Source organism: Arthrobacter sp. R-11 (genome assembly GCF_049913155.1).
Classification (GTDB): domain Bacteria; phylum Actinomycetota; class Actinomycetes; order Actinomycetales; family Micrococcaceae; genus Arthrobacter.
In genome coordinates this window covers 4,004,791-4,030,885 of sequence record NZ_CP183979.1, presented here as the reverse complement: position 1 = coordinate 4,030,885, position 26,095 = coordinate 4,004,791, and the positions used below count along the sequence as shown (strand labels likewise).

Genomic DNA, 26,095 nt, shown 5'->3' with positions numbered 1-26,095 from the left:
GTCGACTGCTCCGTTACTGTCGTTCAGGCGCCTGAACGTCAGTTACGGAGCAATCGAAAGGGGACCTACTTCTTCGGCAACCCAGGCGGGTTCAGTTCCGACTTCGTAATCGCCTCCGAAGAAAGCCCCCAGCGGTCCAGGATCTTCCCGTACGTCCCGTTCTTGATAAGCACGTTCAGCGCGGCCTGCGCAGCAACCGCGAGCCCGTTGCCCTTCTTGGTGGTGAAGGCGATGTCGGCCTTTAGCGGCCAGCCGCCGTTGACGGTGCCCACCTGCTTGGTCTTGCCGTCCTTCGCGGCCTTGTACGCGGCACCGGCGTTCGGACCGAAAGTCAGGTCCGCACGGCCGGACTGGATCGCGAGCGACGAGGCGGAGTCGTCGTCGTAATACTGGATCGCCTCCTGGTTGGTGCCCGAGCACACGATCACCCGCTTGCCCACCACGTCCTTCGCCTCCTTGACCTCGCCAATGTCCGAGTCACTCTTCGCGTCGGGGCGCCGCCCGGGCAAAGGTGTCTCAAACTGGCACAGCGTCAGCATGGTGTCCACTCGCTACTGTGATTCAGCACTCAGGATTTAGTGACGAGGACTACATGAACAACACCACAATTGACGCGCCGAAAGTGGCGCGTCCCTCCCAGGAGAATCGGCTCAGCGGCAACATGGGAGTCGGGGAGCTCGTGATGAACGTGCTCGCGTTCTCGTCGCCGCTGGCCACGGTTGCGGGCACGCTGCCCGTACTGCTGATGTTCAGCGGCCAGACGGCTCCGGCCATTTACGTTCTGGTCACGTTGATGTTGCTGATTTTCTCCGTCGGCTTCGTCAAGATGAGCCGCAGCGTCCGGGGCGGGGGAGGTTTCTACTCCTTTGTCACTGCCGGCTTGGGCAAACCTGCAGGCCTCGGCGGCGCCTTTTTGGCCCTTTTCGGCTACATCCTCATTGGATTCTTCGCCCCTTCGTTTTTCGGCGTGGCCCTCCAGGGATTCGTCGTCAACACCCTCAACGGCCCGGATGTTCCTTGGTATTGGTACGCGCTCGGCATCATCGCCGTCACCACCGTCCTTGCGTACAACCGCATCGACCTCTCCGCGAAGTTGCTCACGGCTGTAATGCTTCTTGAGGTGGCTGTCATCGTCGTCTTCGACTTCGCGTCATTCTCCGTAAACGGACTTGATGCTGTGCACGGGGTGGGATTCGCCCTTCCCTCCCTCACCGATGCGAGCATCGGCCTCGCCTTGTTGTTCGCCGTCGGGAACTTTTTTGGCTTCGAAGCAACAGTGATCTACCGGGACGAGGTCAAGAACCCCGACAAGACGATCTCGCGGGCGACGTACCTGGCAGTCATCGGCATTGGCCTCTTCTACGCGGTTGCTGCCTGGGCATTCATCGCGTTCCTGGGGCCGGACAACGTGCAGGCCGCGGCGGAAAGCAACACTGTCAATCTGTTCAACGACGCCGTAGCCGCGTTGGCGGGCAAGATCTTCGCGGATGTTGCCATGATCCTGCTTATTACGTCCGTCCTGGCGTGCATGCTGTCCATCCAGAACATCGCCGCACGGTACAGCTTCTCGCTTGCCGCCGACCACGCACTGCCTCCAGTCCTCGGACGGGTCCATCCCCGCCACAAGTCTCCGTACGTATCTGCCCTGGCAGTGGGCCTCGTCTGGGCTGTGGCGACGGTGATCTTCACAGCCATAGGTGTTGCCCCCGACGCCCTGTATCCCATTGCTTCCGGCAGCGGCACTTTCGCCGTGCTGCTCCTGATGTTCATCACCAGCTTTGCGGTCCTCGTTTACTTCCTCCGCCGCCGCCGTTCCGCATCGGAGTCGGTCTGGAAGACCATCGTCGCGCCGATCATCAGCGTGCTCTTCCTTGGCGCTATCACCTACCTGGCGATCACTAACTACCCGGAGCTGATCGGAGGCTCGGCCGTGATGACGGTCATCTTCATGACCTTCACCTTCGCGCTGTTCTTTGGTGGCATTGCGTACGCATTCTTCCTCCGCTCCAAGCGCCCCGAAATCTACGCCCGGCTGGGCCGCCAGAAAATCGGTTGATCGGCGTCGCCGGTGCTGGCTGCTTCCGGATTGGTATCAGACGCGGGAGAGGACTCAGAACTCAACGCTGAGGACGGTTCGTGAGAGTAGGACCGCCCGGTCCGCCAGTTCCTTAAGCTCGGCGTCGTCGGATTCTGTCGATGCCCACCGCGTTGCTCCCTCCAGCAGTGTCATGACAACTTTGACGTGCTCCCGGGCTTTCGGATAGCCCATGTCGCGCGCTGCTGCCACGTACATGTTTTCGTGGAGATCGACCCAGTCGTCAACCTGGGCGCGCAAGTCACGGGGGAGGATGCCGGCCATTCTGTCCGTCGCTACCAACAGGTCCCAGAGATTGCTTTCGGGAAGCCGCACCTGGCGGGTGAAATGAAGCCGGACCATGGAGTCCCAGAATTCATCGGCCGAAGCGGCCTGGCTCACTGCATCGATCAAGGCGACGCCGAAACGATGGAAGTGCCAGCGCAGCGACTCGGCCACGATCTCATCCCGCCCTGCCGGAAAATGCGAGTAGAGGCTGGGCGGCTTGATGTTGACTGCATTCGCAATGGTTCGCATCGACACGGAGTTGAAGCCGTTGGCTATCGCCAACTCGAGGAATGCTTCGAGGATGTGCTGACGAGCGGCTTTCTGCCCTGCCCAGTTCCACTCCTCAAGGCGATGGACAAAGGCGTCAAGGGCGGCCTCGTATGACGTAGCGCTCATAATTCCGTCATCGTAACAGCCGGCGGCTTGGTCGCCGTTGCGGTCTGGAAGGACGGCTCGGGGACGGCGCTCGAATGTGCCAAATTTCCCACATCGCCTCTTCCCTAACGACCATTAGTTAGCTAAGCTGGATTTGGCAGCAAGGGGTACCTCCCTGGAGCCCTATGAGCGGTCTGAACGGGAAGAGCAGAAAATGGTCACCGAATATCCGGGTGTGGGGGCCAGTCGGAGCGACGTCGTCTTTGGTAGCGGCCTTTCAGGCATGGTGGCTGCTTATATTCGCGCCCGGGCGCGCGAGGATAATGCGGCCTCGGACGAAAATTGGAGCGCCGAATCCGCGTTCCGGTCCCGCCGCAAGCCAGCCCATGCCAGGAGGCCCCTCGTATTCCGCGCTCGCAGGAACGAAGAAGGCGACCAAAATGGCCTCGGCTGAAGTCCTGTCCCCTTGGCCGTATGAGTCCTTGCGCGAAACGAACCGTGTTCGCGAACTGTTCCTGATGCAGCCGCATGCTGATCTGACGGGAATCAGGCCGATCGTGGCTCGCTCCTGGTACCGAAGCCGGGCCGCTGGAGTTGATGCAGTGGCCGATCGGGGATTCTTCGACGAGGGCCGGGTAGATGAACACACGATCCATGCCGCCGGTCCGCACTTGCAGAAGCTGGATGAAGTTGCGGCGGACCTGGGTGGATACGTAAGCCTGACGGCACCCAACGGAGTGCTTGTGAAGGCAGACTTCCTGCGCGATGACGGCTTTCCCGCCGGATACTCGCTGTTGGAGGAGAGCTGCGGGAGCAACGGTGAGGGGCTCGCGCTGGAAGAGGGGCGAGGGGTCTGGCTGGCCCCGGAGGAGCACTTCCGTGAGGACATGCGCGGCAACTGGTGCTTTGCGTCTCTGGTACGCGACCCGTTCCACAACCGAGTGCGGGCTGTGATTGGGCTGACGCTTCCCGCCAACCGGGTGTCCACCCTTGAACCGTCTTCAACGCTGCTGATGCTGGAGGGCGTAGCCTCGCGAATCGAGCGTGACATCGAGGTGCGGACTTCTTCCAGGGAGCGCGCGCTGCTCAGCGAATACCTGAGGATTTCCCGGCGAAGGGGCAACCGCGCCGTCATCGCCCTGGACGGTAAGAACTCCCTCCTGAACGCTTCGGCGACTGCCTCGTTGGAGGACCGCGACTTTTCGATTATCTCGGGCTATGCCAAAGCCGTGATGTCCTCCGGCCGGGACATGAATTGTGAGGTAATGCTGCAAGGGCCAGGTCTGGCCACCCTGGAAGTCTCCCCTGTGACCCTCTCAGCCGCGAATATCGGGGCCATTGTTGTGGTCCGGCCGCACTCGCCATCCAAAGAACGCTCAGTCGAAACGAAGAGCCCCCCGCAGGAGCTGGAAGGTTCCATCCAGGGGGCCGCCGACCGCTTGTTGTCCCAGCTCGACGGGACCAGTACCGAATTCAAGCGCACCCTGAATCTCGCTCGGAAGGCTGTTGACCAGGTTCGGTCCGTTGTGATGATAGGTGAGTTGGGCAGCGGAAAACGCCGACTGGCCAGCGCCATCGCTTCGCTGCGTGGCAGCCAAATGGTAGTCGATGCGCGGAGCGGCGCGCTGAGGAACCCGCAGCTCAGGGACGTGCTTCACCGTGTGGCCACGGAATTGCCATCGACCCTAATCGTTGAACACGCGGACGAACTCTCGCAGAACGAAGCCAGCGAGATTGCGCAGAGTTTGCGGGGCAACTCGGCCACCAAGCTGATCTTCACCATCGCCAGGCCTACGGATGCCACGTTGTTGCTCTCCGAGTCCTTCGATGTCCTTGAGATCTCTGTCGCCCCGTTGCGGAACAGGCGGGAAGATATCCCACAACTCGCGAATGCCATTGCGGAGGAACTGGGGGAACGAAGGTTGTCCCGGAGGCTCATTACGACACTGACACACGCCGACTGGCCGCGGAACATTGACCAGCTGCGGGCAGTGGTGTCCAACGCGGTTGAGCGTGCGGAAGGTGCAGAGGTCACGGTCGATGACCTTCCGCAGGGATTCCACCGCGTTCTGACCAAGGGACGCCTCTCGAGGCTTGAGGATGCTGAACTCAGCGAACTCCGTACCGCCCTTACCGAAGCGAACGGCAACCGCAGCCTGGCGGCGGAAACGCTCCAGATTGGCCGTTCGACGCTCTACCGCCGGATGGATTATTTCCGCAGCCGGGGATTCGACCTCTAGTCCAAACGTCGGCATAAGAAGGTGCCGGTCATCCCGGATGACCGGCACCTTGGGCTGCCCGGGGAGTCCGCGTCATGCAGGCCCAGGTGTCCCATCGTGTGTCTCGATCTGGCACGGATGGGTCTCTTGATATCGCGTTGTACTTGAAATCACCCGAAACCGGCACCTCCCGAAAAGGTGCTAGGCAGCGAACGAGGGTACGACACGAACAGGACGAGAAACTATGACCCGCGATGCCCAGGGAACCATTCTTGTGGCCCCTCACCATTTCCCGAACCTGGACCGCGAGCACGCGCTTGCGGAAGAGTTCGGCTACAAACTCAACCCCGCGGCTGACGCCGACGGCTTCCGCGCAGGGCTTCCCGAAGCTGACATTGTGATGATTACCCCCTACGCACGGCTGACGGCCGCGGACTTCCCGGTAATGCGCAAATGCCGGGCTGTCATCCGGTACGGCATCGGCTACGACAACATCGACGTTGCCGCGGCCACGGAAGCCGGCATTCCCGTATCCATCGTCCCGGGCACTGCATCGGAAGAGGTCGCCTCGCACGCGTTCGCCATGGGGCTGGCGCTGGCCCGGCGTTTGCCGGCCGGTGACGCCTCGATCCGCGACCACGGCTGGGCCGGAACCATCGGCTATGACACCCCGGTGCTCTCCGAACTTGAGGTCGGCGTGCTCGGAATGGGACGCATCGGCCAGCACGTGGCGCGGATGTACCAGGCCGTCGGAGCACGAGTACGGGCCTATGACCCCTTTGTCACGGACAGCTTCGTGGAGATGACCGGCCTCGCCGACGTCCTGGAGAACTCCGACGTCGTCTCCCTGCATCTGCCCCTGAGCGACGACACCGCAAACCTTGTCTCCGGAGACGTACTGGCGAAGATGCGCAAAGGCGCCGTCGTCGTCAACGTGTCGCGCGGAGGCCTCATCGATGAAGCGGCCCTCGCGGCCGCGTTGGCCTCGGGGCACATTGCGGGTGCGGGGATCGATACATTCGCCCAGGAACCGCTCGGCCCCGAACACCCGCTTCGCTCAGCTCCCAACACCATCCTCACGCCCCACATCGCCTGGCGTTCGAATCGCTCGACGGGCGCCCTGCAGGACGGCGCGGTGGAGCGGGTGCGGCTCGCACTCACCGGGCAGCCGCTGATCGATCTTGTGAACTGAAAGAAGGACGAATTGGGAACGAACACTCACCTAGAGCCAGCTGCACAGCGCGGAATCGCGGAGGATCCACACCTGCGCAGGGGTCCACGGGGTTTCCCGTTGTTGCCGGGTGGCTACGGGCGGTCGACCTACTACACCGGCGCACCGAGTCCCTATGCGATCCGGGGCGAAGGCTACCGGGTCTGGGATGACCGCGGCCGCGAACTGATCGATGCAAACAACAACTTCACCTCGCTGATCCACGGCAACGCCCATCCCGAGATCACTGAAGCAGCCACGAAAGCCCTGGCGAGTGGAGCCAGTTGGGGCATCCCCAACCTCTACGAATGGGAACTAGCCGATCTGCTGCTCTCGCGCCTGCCGGACCTCGACCAAGTGCGCTTTACGAACTCCGGCACTGAGGCCGTGATGTCGGCGATCCGGATCGCGCGGGCCAGCACCGGGCGTGAGCGGGTCGTTGTCACCAAGGGCGGCTACCACGGCACATCCGAAGTCGCGCTGGTGCCAGGCGGCCCGAGCTACACGCGGGGTGTAACCCAGGGCGTGATCGACGACGTCACTGCAGTGCCGCTCAATGACATCCACTTCCTGCGCCAGGCGGTTGAAGCCGCACCGGACGCTTACGCGGCCATCATTCTCGACCTCTTGCCCAACCGGGCCGGCTTGCTGAGCATCTCCGAGGATTTCGTGCGAGAGGCCCGGGAACTCGCGACGCGCTTTGGGATTGTCCTGATCATCGACGAGGTCATCAGCTTGCGACTCGGCTACAACGGCCTTAGCGGAGACTATGGAGTCTCCCCTGATCTGCTTACCACCGGCAAGCTCATTGGCGGCGGATTCGCCGTCGGGGCGGTGGTCGGCAAGGCGGAGCTCATGGCCGAGGTGGACCCGACCCGCCCAGGCAGCCTTCCCCACGGTGGCACGTTCTCAGGAAACCCCGTCAGCATGGCCGCCGGCGCAGCTGCGCTGCGCTTGTACCCGCACGAGGAAGTGCTGCGCCTGAACCGACTCGGGGACACCACCCGTGAAGCTGTGAAGTCCAAAATCGCCGAAGCGGGCTGGGAGATCCGTGGCCGTGGTTCCTTGCTCCGGGCAGTTCCCGCGGGCGCGGAAAAGGTCAGCGAGGAGATCCAGCATCGCCTGTGGTGGGCAAGCTATGAGCGTGGCTTGCTCGGTTCGCCCGCCAATTTGCTCTCCCTCTCCACACCCATGGACGAAAACGTCGCGGCGGATATCGCCGAGCGCCTCGCCGATGCCGTGCTCGGGGTGGCGGGATGCGCCGAAGCAAAAGATGGGAGCCAGAAACTGTGAAGCTCATCTCTTACGAACACGAATCCGGCATTCGGGGCGGCGTCCTGGTTGAAGACTCGGTCTACGACCTCGAACTTCTTCTGCAGGGCTCGAACGAGGCGGTCCACGGAGCAACGGCCTCCGTTCGTGAGTTCCTTGAACTCTATGGTGAACGGATTGCGGCGGTCTCTGCTGAGGTAACAGCCCTCGCTGCGCAAGACCCGGTGGCCCGCGTCGGCGCACGGTCTGAGGTTCGCCTGACGACGCCGGTCACGGACCCTTCGAAGGTGCTCTGCATCGGGCTCAACTACAAGGACCACGTGGCTGAAACCGGACGGGCCTTACCCGAGTACCCGGATGTCTTTGCCAAGTTCGCCTCCACCATGATCGGTCCCGAGGACGAGATCGGCGGTGCGCGGGTCAGCGGAAACCTCGACTTCGAAGGTGAGGTCGCAGTAGTCATCGGCCACCGCGCGAGCGAGGTTTCAGAGGCCGAAGCACTCCAGTATGTCGCTGGCCTTGCCGCGCTGAACGACGTCACGGCACGCGATCTTCAGTACCGCGGAACCCAGTGGCTGGCCGGTAAGGCGGTTGATGGCTCAACGCCCTGGGGGCCGGCCCTGGTAACGCTGGACGAAGTCGGAGACCCGCAAACACTTGAGTTGGCCACGCGGGTGAACGGCGTTGAAGTGCAACGCTCCAATACGCGGTACCAGATCTTTTCCATCGCGCGCATCGTCTCCTACCTGTCGAGCTTCCTCACGCTTGAACCGGGTGACGTCATCGCGACCGGTACGCCCCAAGGCATCGGTGCGAAGCGGAACCCGCCAATCTGGCTCGAGCCAGGCGACACGGTGGAAATCGACATCGAAAAGGTCGGGCTGCTTCGCAACCGCGTCGGCAAGCCCCAGCTCTAACCCAGCCTCCGCATCGCGGAAGCGTTCCTCCTGCAAGCCCTACGAAAGTAGCAAAGAACCATGAGTGAAGTTCAAACAAAACCAAGCGAGGCGCGGTACCGCATCGCCGTCGACACGGGCGGCACGTTCACGGACGTGGTGCTCGACTCGACCACGGGTGACATGGCAGTCGGCAAGGCACTGACCACCTATGACCGGGTCTTTACCGGTTTTGAAGCTTCAGTACGCCGGGCTGCCGAGTCCGTTGGATGGAGCGGCGACGACGTCCTGCGCAACGCAGACGTGATCGTGTACGGAACCACCCACGCCACCAACGCAGTGCTCACCGGCAAGGTCGCCAAGACCGCACTGCTGACCACCGACGGCTTTGCCGATACCTTGCTGCTCCGCGAAGGTGGACGCCGCGACGCGTTCGACTCCAAGGCTGCCTACCCGCCGCCCTACATTCCGCGCCAGCTGACGTTCGAGATCCGGGAACGCGTTTCGGCTGAGGGCGATGTCCTTGTCCCGCTTGATGAAGAACAGGCCCGCGAAATTCTGGGCTCATTCAAGGAACAGGGAATCGAAGCCGTTGCCGTGTCCTTCCTGTGGTCGATCATCAACGATGTCCACGAGCGGCGGGTCGGGGAACTCATCGAGGAAATCCTGCCCGGTGTCCCGTACACGCTCTCGAATGAAGCCAACCCCACCATTCGTGAGTACCGCCGTTCCTCGGCCGCCTCGATTGACGCCTCTTTGAAGCCGTTGATGGCCGACCACCTGGGCAAGCTGCGCTCGGATCTCCAGGAGTACGGCTTCGCCGGCGACCTGCTGGTCGTTACGTCCGAGGGCGCCGTGCTCGATGTCGCGGACGTCCTGGACCGTCCCGTGTTGCTGCTGAACTCCGGCCCCTCCATGGCGCCGCTCGTGGGTGCGGCGGCCGCCCCGGACCGCGACACCGTAGTGGTATGCGACATGGGTGGCACCACGTTCGACGTTTCTCTCGTGGAGGAAGGCGTTGTCCGCCATACCAGGGAAGCCTGGCTCGGTGAGCCGTTCGTCGGCCACCTGACCGGTCTGTCCTCGGTTGCCGTCTCCAGTATTGGTGCCGGTGGCGGCAGCATTGCATGGATCGACGGCGGTGGCTTGCTTCGTGTGGGTCCACAGAGCGCCCGCAGTACTCCCGGTCCCGCTGCCTACGGTCGCGGTGGTGAAGAACCTACGGTCACTGACGCCTGCGTGGCGCTCGGCTACCTCGACACCGAAGGCTTCGAGGGCGGGTTCACCCTCGACCGCGAAGCCGCAGTCCGGGCCATCGACACCCGAATCGCCGGACCCCTCAAGATGGACACCTTGCAGGCTGCGCAAGCCATCCTGGACGTCTCTGCGAACCACATGGCCACGGCCATCCGCCAGGCCGCACTCGAGCAGGGCGTGGACCCCCGCGGCGCCTTGATTGTCGCCGGCGGTGGCGCCGGTGCCATGGTTGCCGCCGCAATCGGTGTCCTTCTTGAAGCCGACACCGTGCTCATTCCGGCAACTGCCGGTGTTTTGGCCGCCTACGGCGCACACCGTGCACCGATCGCAACGGAATTCCTCTCGCCGCTGCACAACGACACCCGCAGCTTCGATGCCGGTTCCGCCACCCGGGCGGTGGGGGACCTTACGTCGAAGGCGAACTTCTTCGTGGAGCGTTTCAACGGCGTGGGCGAGGCGCCCAACGTCACCTACTTCGTCGATGCCCGCTACCCGGGCCAGGCGTGGGACCTGCGGGTCTACCTGGATGAAGCCCCGGACACCGCCGTCGACGCCGCAGCAATCATTGAGCGGGCCTTCCACGAAGAGCACGACCGCCGCAACGGCACGCACGATCCGGACAGCCGCGTCGAAATCATCACGTGGGGCGTCCGGGTGGAAATCCCCCGACCGGAGCACACCAAGGAGAACGCCGGAGTCAGCCGAACCGGCGAGGTCCACCGCACCGACTCCATTGTCTTTGGCGGCGAACGCTTCAGCACCCAGCGGTACCGCGGCGTAACGCTTGCACCTCGGGACAAGATCGTCGGTCCTGCAGTCATCGACCAGCCAACCACCACCATCGTCGTGCCGCCGGAGTGGAACGCGACCCTCGACGAACGATCCAACATCTACCTCACCCGTAAGGAGGCGTAACCGTGGCACGCGAATTCGACCCTGTAAAGCTCTCGGTACTTGCCAACGCATTCGACGGCATCGTCCGAGAGATGACCAACGGCTTGCTGCGCTCGGCTCGTTCGTCCGTCATCAACACCGCACGCGACTTCTCCTGCGCCGTGCTGACAGCAGACAACCAGTTGCTCGCTGCGGCCGAAGGCGTGCCCGTGCACGTCTTCGGCGCCGGCCCCCTCGGCGAAGACATGGTGGAACTGCACGACGACATCCGCGAAGGCGATGCGTTCCTGCACAACGACCCCTACCGTGGTAACTCGCATGCTGCAGACCACGTCATTCTGGTGCCCATCTTCATCCAGGGACGGCACCTCTTCACTGCAGTCACCAAGGCGCATCAGGCAGACTGCGGCAACTCGCTGCCCACCACGTTCTTCGCCACCGCCAGGGACGTGTACGAGGAAGGTGCCCTGATCTTCCCGTGCGTGCGGATCCAGCGCGACTACACGGACATCGACGACATCATCCGCATGTGCCGCTCCCGCATCCGTGTGCCGGACCAGTGGTACGGCGACTACCTCGCATCGGTGGGCGCTTCCCGCATCGCCGAACGCCGCATCCACGAACTCGCCGAAAAGTTCGGCGTCGATGACCTCGTGGACTTCGTCGACGCATGGTTCGACTACTCAGAGCGCCTCACTGCGAGCGCCATCGAAACCCTCCCGGAATACGTCCTGCACGGAACCACCGCGCACGACCCGTTTCCGGGCACCGGCCCGGATGGTGTCCCGCTGCAGGCCACCATCGAGGTCAAGCCCAAGCAGGGAAAGATCACCATCGACCTGCGCGACAACCCGGACAACCTCCCCAACGGCTTGAACCTCACCAGGGCAACCGCCACGGGTGCAGCACTGGCGGGAATCCTCTCCGGCATCCCGGAAAACCTGCCGAGCAACGCCGGGACCTTCCGCAGGGTGGAGGTGCTGCTGCGTGACGGCTGCGCCGTCGGTGTCCCGAAGCACCCCTATTCCTGCTCGTCGGGCACCACCAACCTGGCTGACCGCGTCGTGAACCTTGTCCAGGCTGCGTTCTCGCAGATCGACGACGGTTACGGTACCGCTGAGGGGGCTGCCGGGCAGGCACCTGCAAAATCGGTCATTTCCGGAACCGATGAACGGAACGGCAACGCCTATGTGAACCAGATCCTGGTGGGCGGAGTCGGTGGCCCGGCCACCCCCTATGTTGATGGGTGGCCGACCTACCAGCGGCCCGTCTGCGGCGCCCTCCTCTACCACGACAGCGTGGAGGTGGACGAGCAGCGTTACCCGATCCTGATCCACGAACGCACGCTGGTTGCCGACTCCGGCGGCGCAGGCAGGCAGCGTGGCGGGCTCGCAACGCGGGTCACCATGGAACCCCGGGTGGAAAACGTGACGATCACGTACGGCATCGAGGGCAAGCTGAACCCGCCGAAGGGGGTCCGCGGTGGACACGACGGTGCCGTGCCGTCGGCCTGGGTGGAGGACCTCAAGACCGGAGAACGCCGCGACATTCCCGTGGTGGGCCGCTACGACCTGCAGTCCGGCGAGAAGGTAGTTTCCATCACCCCCGGCGGTGGCGGATACGGTGACCCGCTGGAACGCGAGGTGCTGGCCGTACTCGATGACTACCGGGAGTCCCGGGTGTCCCTCGAAGCGGCGGCTGCGGACTACGGCGTTGTCATCACTGACGGCGTGGTGGACGAAGAAGCCACGGCCAAGACCCGCCAAGAGCGATTGGCCAGCTAGCAGCACCAGCCATGGCAACCGCTTCCGGGGCGGGGTATATTCCTCGCCCCGGAAGGTTTCACTAACTAATGACGGAGATTCACATGGAACCCATTCGAGTCGGAATTATCGGCGTCGGAAATGTTCTCAACCAATACCTGGACAAGATTGGCGTCCACCCTGACGTCAAAGTCGTGGCCCTCGCGGATGTGAACGCGGACGCCGTCAAAGCCCGGGCCGCAGAATATTCGGTTCCCAAGGCACTCTCGCCCGAAGAGCTGCTGGCCGACGACGAAGTGGAGCTTGTCCTCAACCTCACTCCGCCGAAGCTCCATGCGCCAGTGACACTTCAGGCCATCGCCGCAGGCAAGCACGTCCTCTCGGAAAAGCCCTTTGCCACCTCCCTTGAGGAAGCCCGGCAGATCCTGGACGCCGCGCGCGACGCAGGCGTCAAGGTGGGATCCGCTCCCACAACCTTCCTCGGCTCCGGCATGCAGACCAGCCGCAAGCTCATCGACGACGGGTGGATCGGCGAGCCCGTGGCGGCATTCGCTTCTTTCGCCTGCCGCGGCTACGAGCACTGGCACCCGAATGTCGACCCCTTCTACAGCCCGGGTGCCGGGCCGATGCTCGACATCGGGCCCTACCTCGTCACCAATCTCGTGAACTTCTTCGGCCCGGTCAAGCGTGTTTCCGCAACGGCACCGCGTTCATCGGAGACCCGTCCCCGTCCGGGCAAAGAGGGCGACGTCATCCAGGTCAAGACCCCTACGCACGTCACGGGCACCATCGACTTCGAGTCTGGCGCTGCCGCCACGGTGATCGTCAGCTGGGACATCTGGAACCACAACCTGCCGCATCTGGAGATCTACGGCACAGGCGGTTCCCTGGCCGCGCCCAACCCGGACCACTTCTCCGGTGCGCCGGTGCTTCGCCGCGGGGAGGCCGGCGACCTTGCTTTGGATATGACTCCTCCCGGCGGGGGCGACTGGCGGGAGACGCCAATTACGCACCGGGACGACGCCTACCGTGGCATCGGCCTGGCCGAGTTCGGCTATGCCATCCGCAATGGGCTTGAACCCCGTACCGGCGGCGACTTTGCCTATCACGTCCTGGAAGTTCTGCTCGCGTTCGAAGCGTCTTCGGAGCAGGGCCGGCACATCGAGATCGAAAGCACCTGTGAGCGGCCGCGGCCGCTTCCTTCTGTCGGCCCGCAAGAGCCCTACCGGTTCGACTGACAGCCGCATTAGCAGCAGCCGGCGGCGGTACGTACGTGCCGCCGTCGGCTGTTGTCCTGTTGTGGATGCGGGAATGGCCGCGTCCCAAACTGGGACACAACTTTGCTACTCCACGGTGAAAACCTGATGTTCGGGCGATTCGGTTTGCAAATGCCGACGCATCTACGAATTTAGGAGAACGCATGACTAGCACAGCTGCTGCTGATATCGGCACCGACGTCGGCATCAAGAACGTCCGCCGCCGCACTGTCGCGCAGGCGATCGTTGAGTACCTTCAGGTCCAGTACAGCGAACTGGATGGTGAAAGGAGGCGCCTCGTTCCCGGCATGTACGGCATTTTCGGCCACGGAAACTCCGTTGGCCTCGCGCAGGGAATTGACGAGTACGGTGTGGACTTCCCCCACTATCAGGGCAAGAACGAGCAGTCGATGGTTCACGCCGCGATCGGGTTCGCGAAGGCTTCCAACCGCGCGGCGACCCTCGCCTGCACAGCCTCCGCAGGACCCGGATCGACGAACATGGTTTCCGGCGCCGCCACTGCCACCACCAACCGTCTCCCGGTGCTCCTGTTCCCGGCAGACATCATAAACAACCGCTTCGGCGATCCCGTGCTGCAGCAGATCGAGCACCCGGTTGAGCGCGATGTTTCCGCGAACGACTGCTTCCGCCCGGTCAGCCGCTATTTCGACCGGATCACCCACCCGGCACAGCTGCTGTCCACGCTCCCGGAGGCAATGCGCGTCCTTACCGATCCGGTGGAAACCGGCGCCGTGGTGGTCTGCTTGCCGCAGGACATCCAGGGGGCGGAATTCGACTTCCCGGAGGCCTTCTTCACGCCGCGGGTCTGGCACATCCGCCGTCGTCCGGCTGTGGAGGATGAGATCCGCGATGCTGCCGAGATCATCCGCAACGCACGGCGTCCTCTGCTGATCGCAGGCGGCGGTGTCCGCTACTCGAAGGCGCAGGAGGAACTGGCACGCTTCAGCGCCGAATTCGGCATCCCTGTCTCCGAGACCTACGCCGGCAAGGGGAGCGGCCCGATCAGCGAACTCAACGTTGGCGGCCTGGGCGTCACCGGAACGGTTGGTGCCAACGAGATCGCCGACGGAGCCGATTGTGTCATCACCGTCGGTTCCCGCCTGCAGGACTTCATCACGGCTTCCCACTCGCTGTTCCAGAACCCGGACGTGAAGTTCGTCCACCTCAACGTGAGCTCGTTCGATGCGCACAAGATGGGTTCGTTCCCGGTGGTGGGCGATGCCAGGTTGTCCCTGTCTGCGCTGCGGGAGTGGCTCGCAGCAGCGGGCTACGCTACCTCCGAAGACTTCCGCAGCGACATTGCGGATGCGCAGAAGGCCACTCGCGAAGTTCGCAAGCACGATCTCCAGGCTTTCCCTGGCGAAAAGATGAGCCAAGCGCAGGTCATCGAGGTGCTCAACAAGCAGGCGACCAGCGAAGACGCGCTGATTCTGGGTTCCGGTGGCGTGGTGGAAGGCATTCACAAGGCCTGGGATCCGTCGAACGGTACCGAGATCCATTTCGAGTATGCCAACTCCTGCATGGGCCACGAGATTCCTGCTGGACTGGGATACCGGCTGGCTCGCCCTGACGCCCCCGGCGATGTATTCGTACTGATCGGCGATGGCACGTACTTCATGCAGCCGACCGAACTCGTCACCGCGGTGCAGGAACGTAAGAAGATCATCACCGTCGTGATCGACAACCGTGGACACCAGTGCATCTGGCCCCTCCAGGTTTCCAAGGGTGGTCCTGGACGTGAGTTCGGCACCCAGTACCGCGAACGCGGCAAGGAGTCCGGCCGACTGGACGGGGCGGTTCTTGAATTCGATATTGCCGCCAACGCGGCCAGCATGGGGTGCGCTGCGTGGTCCACGACGACGATCGAGGAGTTCTCCGCCGCTCTCACCGAGGCGCGCGAGGTCGAAGGACCGGCCGTCATCGTCGCGAGGGTGGAGCCGTGGCGTTACCTCTCCGGCAACGGCTCCTTCTGGGACGTCGGGGTTCCGATGACCTCCCAGCGGCCCGGGAGCCAGGAAGGGACCGCTAAGCACCTTGCGGGCCGTGCCCGCCAGCGTTACTACGCAGCGACTACCGTTCCCGAAGCAGGTTGAGCAGCTAGGGCGGGGTCGTCGAAGGACGGTCCCGCCCGCCTTGCTATCAGGTCACCGGACCCCAGGACAACCGAAACCAAAGAGAAAAGGAGCACCGGACAAATGGGCGCATTCGCCGTTATTGACCCGGCCACGGGCGCGATTCACGCAGAGTACCCCGCAGCCACCGATTCAGAGGTCGAAGCAGGACTTAGCGCAGCGCAGACGGCCTATCAGGAATGGGCACGCACCACCACCGTGGCTGAGCGGGCCGCGTTGGCCCAACGCCTGGCTGACTTGTTTGTTGAACGCAAGGACAAGCTCGCAGCCATCATCAACCGGGAAATGGGCAAGCCGCTCCACCAAGGCGTTGGGGAGGCCGAGTTTTCCGGTTCCATCGCGGCAGCCTTCGCGCAGAACGCCGAGGAGTGGCTCGCGGATGAGGAGCTCGAGGTTGCTGACGGCCTCAGGAGCTTCTTCCGGTATCAGGGCCTGGGTGTCATCCTCGGGATCATGCCGTGGAACTACCCCTATTACCAGGTGGCCCGGTTCGCCATACCGAACATCATCCTGGGCAACACCGTCATTGTCCGTCACGCCAGCCAGTGCCCGGAGTCGGCGCTCGCGCTGGAGGAGCTCTTCCGCGACGCAGGCTTCCCCGAGGGCGCCTACGTCAACCTCTTCGCCACCCACCAGCAGATCGCGGACATCATCGCGGACGACCGCGTGCAGGGTGTATCGCTGACCGGCTCGGAGCAGGTGGGCGCCATTGTGGCTGAGCAGGCCGGACGTGCGCTGAAGAAATGCGTACTCGAACTCGGCGGTGCTGACGTGTTCCTGGTACTGGACACCGGCGACGTGGACCTCGCGGTCAAGAAGGCCGTGATGGGCCGCATGGGCAACACCGGACAGTCCTGCAACGGCTCCAAGAGGATTGTCGTGATGGACAAGTATTTCGACGAATTTGCTGGGAAGTTCAAAGAAGCGATTGCCGGCCAGTCCTACGAGAACGGCGATTTTGGCCCGCTTTCCTCCGGCTCAGCGACGAAGTTCCTGGCGGCCCAGGTGCAGGGGGCCCTCGATCAGGGCGCCGAGATCCTGGTGGGCAACAACGAGCCCCAGGGCAACGTCTTCACCCCGACGGTCCTCACCAACATCACCCCGTCCATGGACGTCTACAGCCAGGAACTTTTCGGCCCGGTCGCGCAGCTCTACAGGGTAAGCAGCGACGAGGAAGCGATCGAGCTCGCGAACTCCTCGCCCTACGGCCTTGGCTCCGTGGTGATCTGCGACGACCTCGAGCGCGCCGAGCGCGTGGGTAACCAGCTCGACGTCGGCATGGTCTTCATCGGCGCCTACGACCTCAGCGGTGCCGACGTTCCGTTCGGCGGCGTCAAGAAGTCGGGTTACGGACGTGAACTGGGCAAGGTTGGCCTGCTGGAGTTCGCGAACAAGAAGCTGTTCCGCTTCGCGAACTAGCGCCGCTTCAGTAAGAAGGAGGCCGGATCAGATTGATCCGGCCTCCTTCTTACGTGTTGACGGTGGCGCCGCCGCAACTACGCCTGGTAGGTCGTCTGGCCGGAGACCTCAGGGATCTCCACCCAAGCGCCGGACGCTGCGCTGCGCAGGGAGGCGTCCACCAATTCGGAAGCCGACCAGCCGTCCGCTGCCGAGGGCCCGATCTGCTTCCCTTCGGCAACCGAGCGGAGGAACAATGCTGCCTCGATCGTCTTCAGGTCGTTGAAGCCGATGCCGGGACCGGGCCCGGGCTGGAAGCGTCCGAATTCCCCGAACGACGGGGGAGTCATGATGGTGCGGTAGCCGCTGCGGTCCGTCGCGACTTCGAGTTGGTTCATGCGTTCGAAGTTCCAGCGCAGGGATCCCTCGCTGCCGTAGACCTCCACGATGTATTCGGCGTGCGGGCCGATGGCAACGCGGGTCGTCTCGAACATGCCGATCGCGCCGCCCTCGAAGCGGGCAAGCATGGCTGTGTAGTCTTCGTTTTCCACTTCCCGGGTCACGTCGGATGCCTCACCCGTGTTGAAGGAGTTGGACGAGGTTCCCGCGGGGAGGGGACGGTCCTTGATGAACGTTTCTGTGACGGCGTTGACCGAGGAGATGCGGCCCACCAGGAACTGTGCCAGGTCGAATCCGTGGCTGAGGATATCGCCGAGGACGCCGGACCCTGCGCGGGCCTGCTCATAGCGCCAGGTGAAGACCTGGTTCGGATCCGATGCGTAGCTGGTCAGCAGGCGGATCTGCACGTTCGTGATGCGCCCAAGTGCTCCGGAACGGATGAGGCGGCGGGCCTCGGCGATGGCAGGAGCGTGGCGGTAGTTGAAGCCCACCGACGTAATGAGTCCGGCGGCTTCGGCGCCCTGGGCGATTTCACGGGACTCCCGGGCGCTGCGCCCCATGGGCTTCTCGATCCAGAAGTGCTTGCCGGCTTCGATGGTGGCCAGCGCAATTTCGTGATGGAGGAAGTTGGGGGAGCAGATCGAAACGACGTCGACGTCAGGGTTCTCCAGGACCTTGCGGTAGTCGGTGGCGGTTTCCTTGTAGCCGAGCGCGTCTTCTGCGTGGTGACGGCCGGCGTCGTCAGGATCCGCGGCGATCACAAGCTCGGGGTGCCGCGGCAGTTCCGGGAAGAACTGCTTGGTGGCGAGGTAGGCGCGTGAATGCAGCCGCCCCATCCATCCCACCGAAATCAGGCCTACGCCAATGCGGTTTTGGTCTCCCACGAGGACTCCTTCGTCTAGCCATTGGTTTCTCTGAAGTGGTGCCGCGCAGGGGCGGCATCTGCGTCTCAGCGTATGGACCCGGGGGCGCCTCTCTGTGTCTCAATCTGAGACACACGGCGGTACCGAGGCACTGTTTTAGTGGGACGTAACAGCTGGCCGCGTCAACTAAGAGGGAGTTCCGTCGATGATGATGGACCGGAATCAACTGCTTCGTCCGGAATCTTTGCGGGTGCTCGTCACGGGTGCCACCTCCGGTGTCGGAGAGGCCACGGCGAAGCTTTTCGCGAGCAGGGGTGCCAAAGTGGCGCTGCTGGGACGGCGCCCCGGGGAACTGCGGCGCGTGGCAGAGGAAATCGACGGCGGCGCACACACCGTGGTTGCCGACGTGGCTGATGCAGAATCCGCAGTCAACGGTGTCCGAGGGGCAATCCACATGCTTGGCGGCATCGATGTGGCGGTGAACGCGGCCGGCGTCGCAGGATTTGCGGCACTGGAGGAACTCAACGAGCACCGTTGGCGCGAAGTGCTGGACACCAACCTTTCCGGCACCTTCTATGTTTCCCGCGAAGCCGGTCTGCATATGCGCAGGTCCGGCGGAGGAGCGATCGTCAATGTGGCCTCCGATCTTGCCTCGATGGGAGTCCCGGGACTTGCGCCTTACTGCGCTTCCAAAGCAGGTGTCGTCGGACTCACCAGGGCTCTTGCCTTGGAGTTGGCCCCTGACGTCCGCGTCAACGTGGTCTGTCCGGGGCCGATCGACACCCCGATGCTTCGGGCAGGCTTGGCCGCCGAGGAAGACCCGCATGAGGCGTTGCGGCTCAAAGAGAGCACGGTGCCGCTGAACAGGCTCGCCGATCCCTGCGAAGTGGCTGCGGCCATCTACTTCCTGGCCGTCGAAGGCACCTTTGCCACCGGAACCAGCATGGCGTTCGACGGCGGCACAACAGCCGCCTGATTGCCGGCCCAAATACCTGTCAAGACACAAGCCCAAGGAGCTTTGAAGAATATGCAAGAGTCGAATTACAACGATCTCCGAAGTGCACGGTGGTTCGCCCCGCACGACCTGACCGGATTCGTGCACCGCACCGCCATCCAGGCCGAGGGCTTCTCGCGCTTTGCCATCAAGGACAGGCCAGTGATTGGCATTGCCAATTCCTGGTCCGAACTAGTCAACTGCAACATCCACTTCAAGCTCCTCGCAGATGCAGTGAAGCGCGGTGTCTTGATGGCTGGCGGCCTGCCGCTCGAGTTCCCCACTATCTCACTCGGCGAGAGCCTGATGAAGCCCTCGGCCATGCAGTTCCGCAACCTCATGGCCATGGACGTGGAGGAGTCAATCCGGGCCTACCCATTGGATGCGATTGTGCTGCTCGGTGGCTGTGACAAGACGGTTCCTGCCCAGCTCATGGGCGCTGCCAGCGCAGATATTCCCACGATCATGTTGACCGGCGGACCGCAGGAGCCGGCACACTTCCGTGGCAAGCAACTTGGCGTAGGAACCGATACCTGGAAGTTCGCCGATGAGTTGCGGGCCGGAAAGATCACCCAGGCGGACTTTGACGAGTTGGAGTCGGCTGCCAAGCCTTCCGCAGGGCACTGCAGCGAAATGGGGACGGCGTCCACCATGACGTCCCTTGTTGAAGCCCTCGGCATGTGCCTACCCGGAAGTGCCTCCATTCCGGCTGTCGATGCCCGGCGCGGCGCCGCGGCGGAGGCGACGGGCCGGCGCGCCGTGGAAATGGCGTTGACCCAGGGGCCGAAGCCCAGCGAAGTCCTGACCAAGGAAGCCTTCGACAACGCGATCACCCTGCTCATGGCCGTCGGCGGTTCGACCAACGCCGTGGTACACCTTCTGGCGCTCGCGCGGCGGGTCGGCTACGAACTGCAACTGGACCGATTCCACGAAATTTCACAACGGACACCGCGCATCGTCAACGTCCGACCGTCCGGCGAATACCTGGTGAAGCAGCTGTTCGAGGCCGGCGGTGTGCCCACTGTCCTGAAGGCACTTGCGCCCCTGCTATACAAAGACGCGATCACAGTCACTGGCAAATCCCTCGAAGAAGGCTTCATTTCAGCACCCGAGCCCGACGGCGTCGTCGTGAGTACGGTCGAAGAGCCGTTTGACGCCTCGGGCGGGATCGCCGTCGTTCGCGGTTCGCTTGCGCCGAACGGGGCCGTGATCAAGCGCAGCGCCGCTTCCAAGGATCTGCTGCAGCACAAGGGTTCCGCGATCGTGTTCGAGGACATCTACGACCTCGGCCGCAGGATCGACGACCCGGATCTGGATGTTACCGAGGACTCGGTGTTGGTGCTGAGGAACAGCGGTCCTGTCGGGGCGCCTGGCATGCCGGAATGGGGGATGCTTCCGATCCCTGAGAAGCTCCTGCGCAAGGGGGTCCGCGACATCGTACGAATCTCGGACGCACGCATGAGCGGTACGGCGTTCGGTACAACGGTTCTTCACGTTTCTCCCGAGGCCGCAGTGGGAGGTCCGCTTGCGATCGTGCGCGACGGCGATCCGATCGTGCTGGACGTCGAGAACCAGCGCCTTGACCTCGATATCCCGGCGGAGGAGATCGAGAGCCGGCTGGCGGAATTGAAGCTGCCCGAACCGAAATACCGGCGCGGCTACGGTCGCCTGTTCATCGACCACGTGAACCAAGCCAATGAGGGCTGCGATTTTGATTTCCTCAAGGGCCTGCCGGATGAGGAACCACAGCGGCTGCCCTATGGCCTGATGAGTGGTTGGCAGGGCGGCTGGTAAACGGCAGAACCCCCTAAACCACAAGATGTGAGGGGCCGTCCCCCAAGGCGGCCTCGGAAGGAACAGATGTGTCACGACCAAAAGTGATTGTGATTGTCCAGGAGGGCCGCCCGGTTCCTCCGGTTGAGCGGCTGGAAGCCGAAGCTGATGTCGTTGTTGTGCGGACGGCCGACGAATTCCGGGCTGCACAACCCGGTGCCGAGATCTTGTTCCTGAACGACTTCCGGACCAAGCTTCTTCGGGAGGTGGGCCCAGGGGAGTTGCGCTGGATCCACACGTCGAGCATCGGCGTCGACACCCTGCTGACCCAGGAAATCGTTAACAGCGACATCGTGGTCAGCAACTCGCGCGGCGTGTGTGAGCGGCCCATCGCTGAATGGGTTCTCGGAGTGCTGCTGATGTTCACCAAGGATTTGCGCCGCACAATTGAGCTGCAGCGGGCGCGTACATGGCAGCACCGTGAAACAGAGCCGCTGTTGGGACGGAAGGTTCTGGTGGTGGGTCCCGGGCCGGTTGGCCGCGAAACGGTCCTCCTTCTGCGCGCAGCGGGTATGGAGGTGACCGTCGTCGGGAGGACCGCCCGGGAGGATGCGCAGCTTGGCGCCATTGCGTCCTTCGGTGAGCTTGACGGTCTTCTCGGTGAGGCAGAAGACGTGGTGCTCACGCTTCCACTCACGGAAGAGACCCGCGGCCTGTTCAACTCATCCCGAATCGACAAGATGCGGCCGGGCGCGCGGCTCGTCAACGTCGGACGTGGCGCCGTGGTGGTGGAGCGGGATCTCATCGACTCCATCGACGCAGGACATCTAGGCGCCGCCGCCCTGGATGTTTTTGAACACGAGCCGTTGGCGGCGGAAAACCCGTTGTGGAGCAGGAACAACATCCTGGTCTCGCCCCACGCATCCGGTGACTTGATCGGCTGGAGGGGACGTGTTGTGGACTCGTTCGCCCGTAACCTGCGCCGCTGGAAGGCCAACGAGCCGCTCCACGATGTGGTGGACCTTAAGAAGCTGGGGGTGACGGCTTCGGTCTTGGTGCCGGACAAACCCTGATTTCGCTTTCCATGGATCATGCCCGGCGGTAGGAATTGCCCGGCATGATCCATGGGAATCGGGTGTCCCAGGCTGGTACAGTGCTCGCACGATCCGCGTCGATAGTGTGATTCAGCACTCAAGGGTTCGCGACGAGGATTACATGTCAAGCACAACAAGAGGTACGACGAAAACGCCGGCCCATACTCAGGAAAACACGCTCAGCGGCAATATGGGCGTAGGCGAGCTCGTGATGAATGTGCTCGCTTTCTCCTCCCCGCTGACGACCGTTGCAGGCACTTTGCCTGTGATGCTCCTATTCAGTGGTCAAACGGCACCCGGCATCTACATTCTGGTGACACTGATGCTGCTCATCTTCTCTGTCGGTTTCGTGAAGATGAGCCGGAGCGTTGAATCGCCCGGAGGTTTCTACTCCTTTGTCACCGCGGGCCTCGGCAAGCCGGCTGGTCTCGGTGGGGCGCTTCTAGCGCTCTTTGGATATGTGTTCATTGGATTCTTCGCTCCCTCCCTTTTCGCCCTGACGCTGCAAAGCTTTGTGGTCAACACCCTGAACGGACCGGATGTCCCCTGGTACTGGTACGGGCTGGGGATCATCATGATCACCACTGTCCTGGCCTACCACCGGATTGATCTCTCGGCGAAGGTGCTGACGACGGTCATGCTGCTGGAGTCCACAGTCGTTGTAGTTTTCGATGTTGCGGCCTTCGCTACAGGTTCGGGCGAAGTCGTGCGGGGCATCGGATTCTCGATGCCCTGGATTACCGACGCCGGGTTGGGCCTGGCGCTGCTGTTCGCCGTCGGAAACTTTTTCGGGTTTGAAGCGACGGTCATTTACCGGGATGAGGTCAAGAACCCGGATCGCACCATTCCCCGGGCGACGTACGTGGCGGTCATCGGCATCGGCCTCTTCTATGCAGTAGCGGCGTGGGCCTACACGGCATTTCTGGGAGCGGATAACGTCCAGGCCGCGGCCGAAGCCAACACGGTAAGTCTGTTCGACGACGGTGCCACGGCCTTGGTCGGGAAGATTTTCGCCGATATTGCCGTGGTGCTGCTCATCACGTCAATCCTGGCTTCAATGCTCTCGATCCAAAACATCGCTGCAAGGTACAGCTTTTCGCTAGCGGCCGACGGGGCGCTGCCCACGGTGCTGGGCCGGGTACACCCCCGGCACAAGTCTCCCTACGTGTCAGCTCTGGCAGTGGGGCTCGTCTGGGCTCTCGCGACCGTGACCTTTACTGTCGCAGGGGTCGCTCCCGAGGCTCTTTATCCCATTGCAAGCGGCAGCGGAACTTTTGCCGTGCTGCTCCTGATGTTCATTACAAGCTTTGCGGTGCTCGTCTACTTTTTCCGCCGCCGTGGGTTCGCACCCGAGTCCGCATGGAAGACCATCGTTGCGCCGATCATCAGTGTTGCCTTCCTTGGAGTCATTACTTACTTGGCGATCACCAACTACCCGGAACTCATCGGGGGGTCGGCAGTCATGACGGTCGTTTTCATGACGTTCACCTTTGCCTTGTTCTTTGGCGGCATTGTGTACGCGCTCTTCCTGCGTGCCAAGCGTCCCGACGTGTACGCGCGCCTCGGCCGGCAAAAGATCGGCTAAGTGTTCTCTTCCCACGACTTTGAAATCTGGAGATTGCAATGACGCAACAGATCAGAATTGGCCTGTTCGGAGCCGGACGTATCGGCCAGGTCCACGCCATGAGTTTGGCGACCCTGGACGAAGCGACGCTCGCATGGGTATGTGACCCGTTCATCGAGGGTGCAAAACGTACGGCCGCCGAGTTCGGTGGACGCGTGAGCGACGATCCCGGGGAGGTTTTCGCCTCGGGCGAGGTCGATGCCGTCATCGTCGCGTCGCCGACGGCTACCCACATAGACCTCGTGGAGATGGCCATTGATTCCAATGTTCCCGTGCTCTGCGAGAAGCCAATTGACCTGGATATTTCCCGCGTCAACGCGCTTCGGGCGAAAGCGGCGGAGTCGGACGTGCCCATCGTGTTGGGGTTTAACAAGCGCTTCGACAGGCATTTCGTGGAGCTGAAGCGTCGTGTGGCGGCCGGCGAGATTGGCACGTTGGAGCAACTGCTGATTACAAGCCGTGACCCAGGGGAGCCGCCCGCCGCGTACCTCGCTGAGTCGGGCGGGATTTTCCGTGACATGACCATCCACGATCTGGATCTGGCACGCTACTTTATTCCCGGGATCGTTGAGGTCTCAGCGCGCGGCGCGAACGTCTTCAGCGAGAACGTCCGGCAGGCCGGCGACTTCGACTCAGCGGTGGTTACGCTCCGCGGGTCCAACGATGAACTCGTCACGATCGTGAATTCGCGTCACGCCGCCTTTGGCTACGATCAGCGGGTCGAGGCCTTTGGCTCAACCGGGTTGCTTCATGTGGGCAACAAGAATGACACCCTCGTCCGGCACTGGAGCGCCAGGGCCGTTGAAGCGATCGGCCCATACCAGAACTTCTTCCTGGAAAGATACGCGGAGGCATACCGCCTTGAGGTGGCCGAATTCCTTCGGGCGGTTCGTGGCCTGCCTTCGCGCAGCCCGGGTTTTGAAGATGGCCGGGCGGCACTCATCCTTGCGGACGCGGCCGAGGAATCGGCCCGCACTGGTGTTGCGGTTACCGTGAACCTTGAATCTTAAGGTCAACGTGCCGCCTGTCTGGGCCGTGTGATTTTTCGCAGCAAACACGGCCCAGGCCAGCCCCTGTGAATTTTCACGACGAATTTCGAATATGAAAATTGGCAACCGCTAATCGCGCAAGTGATGCGTTCAGGCGACGGTTCAGTTGGTCATGGTTGCATTCCGAGGATGTGGTGAAACGATTCATCGGCCTGTTCCATATTGGCACACATGCCCAGGCGGGGAATGGGTCAAAGTTCAACTAAGTGAAACGGTGTGGCGGAGATCACGCAGGGTTCGGGACTCCTTTGGAATTGCCCGAAAATCTGCTGAGTCAAACAACGTCGTCTGATTGACCGCCGCCAAGGACGTTTCACCGGTTCATTTGCATGGCCCTATCAAACGAGGATGAGATGACCGACGCACCACCGGCGACCCCTCCACTGGTCGCACTCAAAGACATACATAAGACATTCGGGGCGGTGTCCGCATTGCGCGGCGTCAGCATCGATGTCCAGCCCGGCGAAACGTTTGCCCTTCTGGGAGACAACGCCGCCGGCAAATCAACGCTCATGAAGGTACTCACGGGCGTCTACCAACCCGATCGCGGGTCCATCGAGCTGGACGGGCAGCGGACAGAGTTCCCCACACCGTCGGCTTCACGCGACCAGGGTGTCGAAATGGTCTACCAGGACTTTGCCCTGGCCGACAACCTCGATGTCCGGACCAACGTCTTCCTGGGACGGGAACCCGAAAAGAACATCCTCGGACCGTTCCTTCGGATTATCGACCGCAAGAAGATGGAGGCCGAAACCAAGAGGGTGCTCGAACGATTGGATATCCCCATCAATCCCCGGCTCAAGGTCAAGCGACTGTCTGGAGGACAGCGGCAAGCCGTCGCGATCGGCCGTGCACTTGCCTTCGATGCGCGCCTCATCATCATGGATGAGCCCACTGCGAACCTATCGGTTGCGAAGGTGGACAAACTCATCGAGGTGACACAGCGCCTTAAGGACCTGGGCATCGCCGTCATCATCATCACGCATAGATTGGATGAGGCTTTTGCGGTAGCCGACCGTTTCGCCGTGATGCGCCAAGGCCAGGTAGTAGGTCGCTTCCATGTAGGAGACGTGACTGAAGCCGAGGTCGCGCACCTCATCTCGCACGGCACCCTGGACGACTACGTCGACCATGGGAACGGGATCCCTGAGGAACGCCGCAAGATCGGCAGCACATCCTCCATGCCCGTGGTCGATGCCATGGCAGCACGTGGAACAACGAGGAATGGGAGCGACTCGTGAGCC

Annotated in this window: 18 protein-coding genes and 1 pseudogene; 16 read left to right on the top strand and 3 right to left on the bottom strand. The window is 62.7% G+C overall.

Annotated elements, in window-relative coordinates:
- Window positions 1-65: 65 nt before the first annotated feature.
- A pseudogene (locus ACN9M4_RS18330) lies at window positions 66-488 on the bottom strand (ABC transporter substrate-binding protein); the annotation flags it as partial.
- 104 nt (window positions 489-592) lie between these two features.
- Here ACN9M4_RS18330 and ACN9M4_RS18325 point away from each other — a divergent pair.
- Window positions 593-2,056 (top strand): APC family permease, encoded by a 1,464-nt coding sequence (locus tag ACN9M4_RS18325; protein ID WP_426300435.1) that lies wholly within the window; start codon window positions 593-595, stop codon window positions 2,054-2,056.
- A 54-nt stretch (window positions 2,057-2,110) separates the two neighbouring features.
- On the opposite strand, the gene ACN9M4_RS18320 is transcribed toward ACN9M4_RS18325, so the two are convergent.
- Complete coding sequence (locus ACN9M4_RS18320) at window positions 2,111-2,758, bottom strand: TetR/AcrR family transcriptional regulator (protein WP_426300433.1); 648 nt, start codon at window positions 2,756-2,758, stop codon at window positions 2,111-2,113.
- A gap of 419 nt (window positions 2,759-3,177) precedes the next feature.
- Between ACN9M4_RS18320 and ACN9M4_RS18315 the strand changes: the two genes are divergently transcribed.
- The 9 genes from ACN9M4_RS18315 (at window position 3,178) to ACN9M4_RS18275 (ending at window position 17,076) form a co-directional block, all read left to right on the top strand.
- Window positions 3,178-4,977, top strand: coding sequence for a sigma-54-dependent Fis family transcriptional regulator (locus ACN9M4_RS18315; RefSeq protein ID WP_426300431.1), 1,800 nt, complete (start codon window positions 3,178-3,180; stop codon window positions 4,975-4,977).
- A gap of 223 nt (window positions 4,978-5,200) precedes the next feature.
- On the top strand, window positions 5,201-6,148 hold the full coding sequence (locus ACN9M4_RS18310; RefSeq protein WP_426300429.1) for a C-terminal binding protein: 948 nt from the start codon (window positions 5,201-5,203) through the stop codon (window positions 6,146-6,148).
- Window positions 6,149-6,160: 12 nt separating this feature from the next.
- Window positions 6,161-7,459, top strand: coding sequence for an aspartate aminotransferase family protein (locus ACN9M4_RS18305; protein ID WP_426300427.1), 1,299 nt, complete (start codon window positions 6,161-6,163; stop codon window positions 7,457-7,459).
- Window positions 7,456-8,355, top strand: a complete 900-nt coding sequence (locus ACN9M4_RS18300; RefSeq protein WP_426300425.1) for a fumarylacetoacetate hydrolase family protein — start codon at window positions 7,456-7,458, stop codon at window positions 8,353-8,355. Before ACN9M4_RS18305 ends, ACN9M4_RS18300 begins: the two co-directional genes overlap by 4 nt.
- A gap of 60 nt (window positions 8,356-8,415) precedes the next feature.
- Window positions 8,416-10,506, top strand: coding sequence for a hydantoinase/oxoprolinase family protein (locus ACN9M4_RS18295; RefSeq protein WP_426300423.1), 2,091 nt, complete (start codon window positions 8,416-8,418; stop codon window positions 10,504-10,506).
- A 2-nt stretch (window positions 10,507-10,508) separates the two neighbouring features.
- The gene (locus ACN9M4_RS18290; RefSeq protein WP_426300421.1) at window positions 10,509-12,269 is read left to right on the top strand and encodes a hydantoinase B/oxoprolinase family protein; all 1,761 of its coding nucleotides are present in this window, start codon (window positions 10,509-10,511) and stop codon (window positions 12,267-12,269) included.
- Between the two features lie 83 nt (window positions 12,270-12,352).
- Window positions 12,353-13,486 carry a Gfo/Idh/MocA family protein gene (locus ACN9M4_RS18285; protein ID WP_426300419.1) on the top strand — a complete coding sequence of 378 codons (1,134 nt, stop codon included), beginning with the start codon at window positions 12,353-12,355 and terminating at the stop codon, window positions 13,484-13,486.
- Between the two features lie 182 nt (window positions 13,487-13,668).
- Window positions 13,669-15,618 carry a 3D-(3,5/4)-trihydroxycyclohexane-1,2-dione acylhydrolase (decyclizing) gene (gene iolD / locus ACN9M4_RS18280; RefSeq protein ID WP_426300417.1) on the top strand — a complete coding sequence of 650 codons (1,950 nt, stop codon included), beginning with the start codon at window positions 13,669-13,671 and terminating at the stop codon, window positions 15,616-15,618.
- A gap of 102 nt (window positions 15,619-15,720) precedes the next feature.
- Entirely contained in the window at window positions 15,721-17,076 is a 1,356-nt protein-coding gene (locus ACN9M4_RS18275) for an NAD-dependent succinate-semialdehyde dehydrogenase (RefSeq protein ID WP_426300415.1), read from the top strand.
- 77 nt (window positions 17,077-17,153) lie between these two features.
- Here ACN9M4_RS18275 and ACN9M4_RS18270 read toward each other — a convergent pair whose 3' ends face one another.
- Window positions 17,154-18,338 (bottom strand): Gfo/Idh/MocA family protein, encoded by a 1,185-nt coding sequence (locus tag ACN9M4_RS18270; RefSeq protein ID WP_426300413.1) that lies wholly within the window; start codon window positions 18,336-18,338, stop codon window positions 17,154-17,156.
- Between the two features lie 184 nt (window positions 18,339-18,522).
- Here ACN9M4_RS18270 and ACN9M4_RS18265 point away from each other — a divergent pair, with 184 nt between their 5' ends.
- From ACN9M4_RS18265 to ACN9M4_RS18240, 6 genes are all read left to right on the top strand, one after another.
- The gene (locus ACN9M4_RS18265) at window positions 18,523-19,293 is read left to right on the top strand and encodes an SDR family NAD(P)-dependent oxidoreductase (RefSeq protein WP_426300411.1); all 771 of its coding nucleotides are present in this window, start codon (window positions 18,523-18,525) and stop codon (window positions 19,291-19,293) included.
- A gap of 51 nt (window positions 19,294-19,344) precedes the next feature.
- Window positions 19,345-21,105, top strand: coding sequence for an IlvD/Edd family dehydratase (locus ACN9M4_RS18260; protein WP_426300409.1), 1,761 nt, complete (start codon window positions 19,345-19,347; stop codon window positions 21,103-21,105).
- Between the two features lie 68 nt (window positions 21,106-21,173).
- Window positions 21,174-22,157: a D-2-hydroxyacid dehydrogenase gene (locus ACN9M4_RS18255; protein ID WP_426300407.1), complete on the top strand. Its 984-nt coding sequence runs from the start codon at window positions 21,174-21,176 to the stop codon at window positions 22,155-22,157.
- Window positions 22,158-22,299: 142 nt separating this feature from the next.
- Window positions 22,300-23,763, top strand: coding sequence for an APC family permease (locus tag ACN9M4_RS18250; protein ID WP_426300405.1), 1,464 nt, complete (start codon window positions 22,300-22,302; stop codon window positions 23,761-23,763).
- Between the two features lie 38 nt (window positions 23,764-23,801).
- On the top strand, window positions 23,802-24,812 hold the full coding sequence (gene iolG, locus ACN9M4_RS18245) for an inositol 2-dehydrogenase (protein WP_426300403.1): 1,011 nt from the start codon (window positions 23,802-23,804) through the stop codon (window positions 24,810-24,812).
- 392 nt (window positions 24,813-25,204) lie between these two features.
- Entirely contained in the window at window positions 25,205-26,092 is an 888-nt protein-coding gene (locus ACN9M4_RS18240) for an ATP-binding cassette domain-containing protein (RefSeq protein WP_426300401.1), read from the top strand.
- The last annotated feature ends 3 nt before the right edge of the window (window positions 26,093-26,095 follow it).

Coding starts and splice junctions, on each gene's coding strand:
- ACN9M4_RS18325 (WP_426300435.1), top strand. CDS start 593: ATGAACAACACCACAATTGACGCGCCGAAAGTGGCGCGTCCCTCCCAG.
- ACN9M4_RS18320 (WP_426300433.1), bottom strand. CDS start 2,758: ATGAGCGCTACGTCATACGAGGCCGCCCTTGACGCCTTTGTCCATCGC.
- ACN9M4_RS18315 (WP_426300431.1), top strand. CDS start 3,178: ATGGCCTCGGCTGAAGTCCTGTCCCCTTGGCCGTATGAGTCCTTGCGC.
- ACN9M4_RS18310 (WP_426300429.1), top strand. CDS start 5,201: ATGACCCGCGATGCCCAGGGAACCATTCTTGTGGCCCCTCACCATTTC.
- ACN9M4_RS18295 (WP_426300423.1), top strand. CDS start 8,416: ATGAGTGAAGTTCAAACAAAACCAAGCGAGGCGCGGTACCGCATCGCC.
- ACN9M4_RS18285 (WP_426300419.1), top strand. CDS start 12,353: ATGGAACCCATTCGAGTCGGAATTATCGGCGTCGGAAATGTTCTCAAC.
- iolD (WP_426300417.1), top strand. CDS start 13,669: ATGACTAGCACAGCTGCTGCTGATATCGGCACCGACGTCGGCATCAAG.
- ACN9M4_RS18275 (WP_426300415.1), top strand. CDS start 15,721: ATGGGCGCATTCGCCGTTATTGACCCGGCCACGGGCGCGATTCACGCA.
- ACN9M4_RS18265 (WP_426300411.1), top strand. CDS start 18,523: ATGATGATGGACCGGAATCAACTGCTTCGTCCGGAATCTTTGCGGGTG.
- ACN9M4_RS18260 (WP_426300409.1), top strand. CDS start 19,345: ATGCAAGAGTCGAATTACAACGATCTCCGAAGTGCACGGTGGTTCGCC.
- ACN9M4_RS18250 (WP_426300405.1), top strand. CDS start 22,300: ATGTCAAGCACAACAAGAGGTACGACGAAAACGCCGGCCCATACTCAG.
- iolG (WP_426300403.1), top strand. CDS start 23,802: ATGACGCAACAGATCAGAATTGGCCTGTTCGGAGCCGGACGTATCGGC.
- ACN9M4_RS18240 (WP_426300401.1), top strand. CDS start 25,205: ATGACCGACGCACCACCGGCGACCCCTCCACTGGTCGCACTCAAAGAC.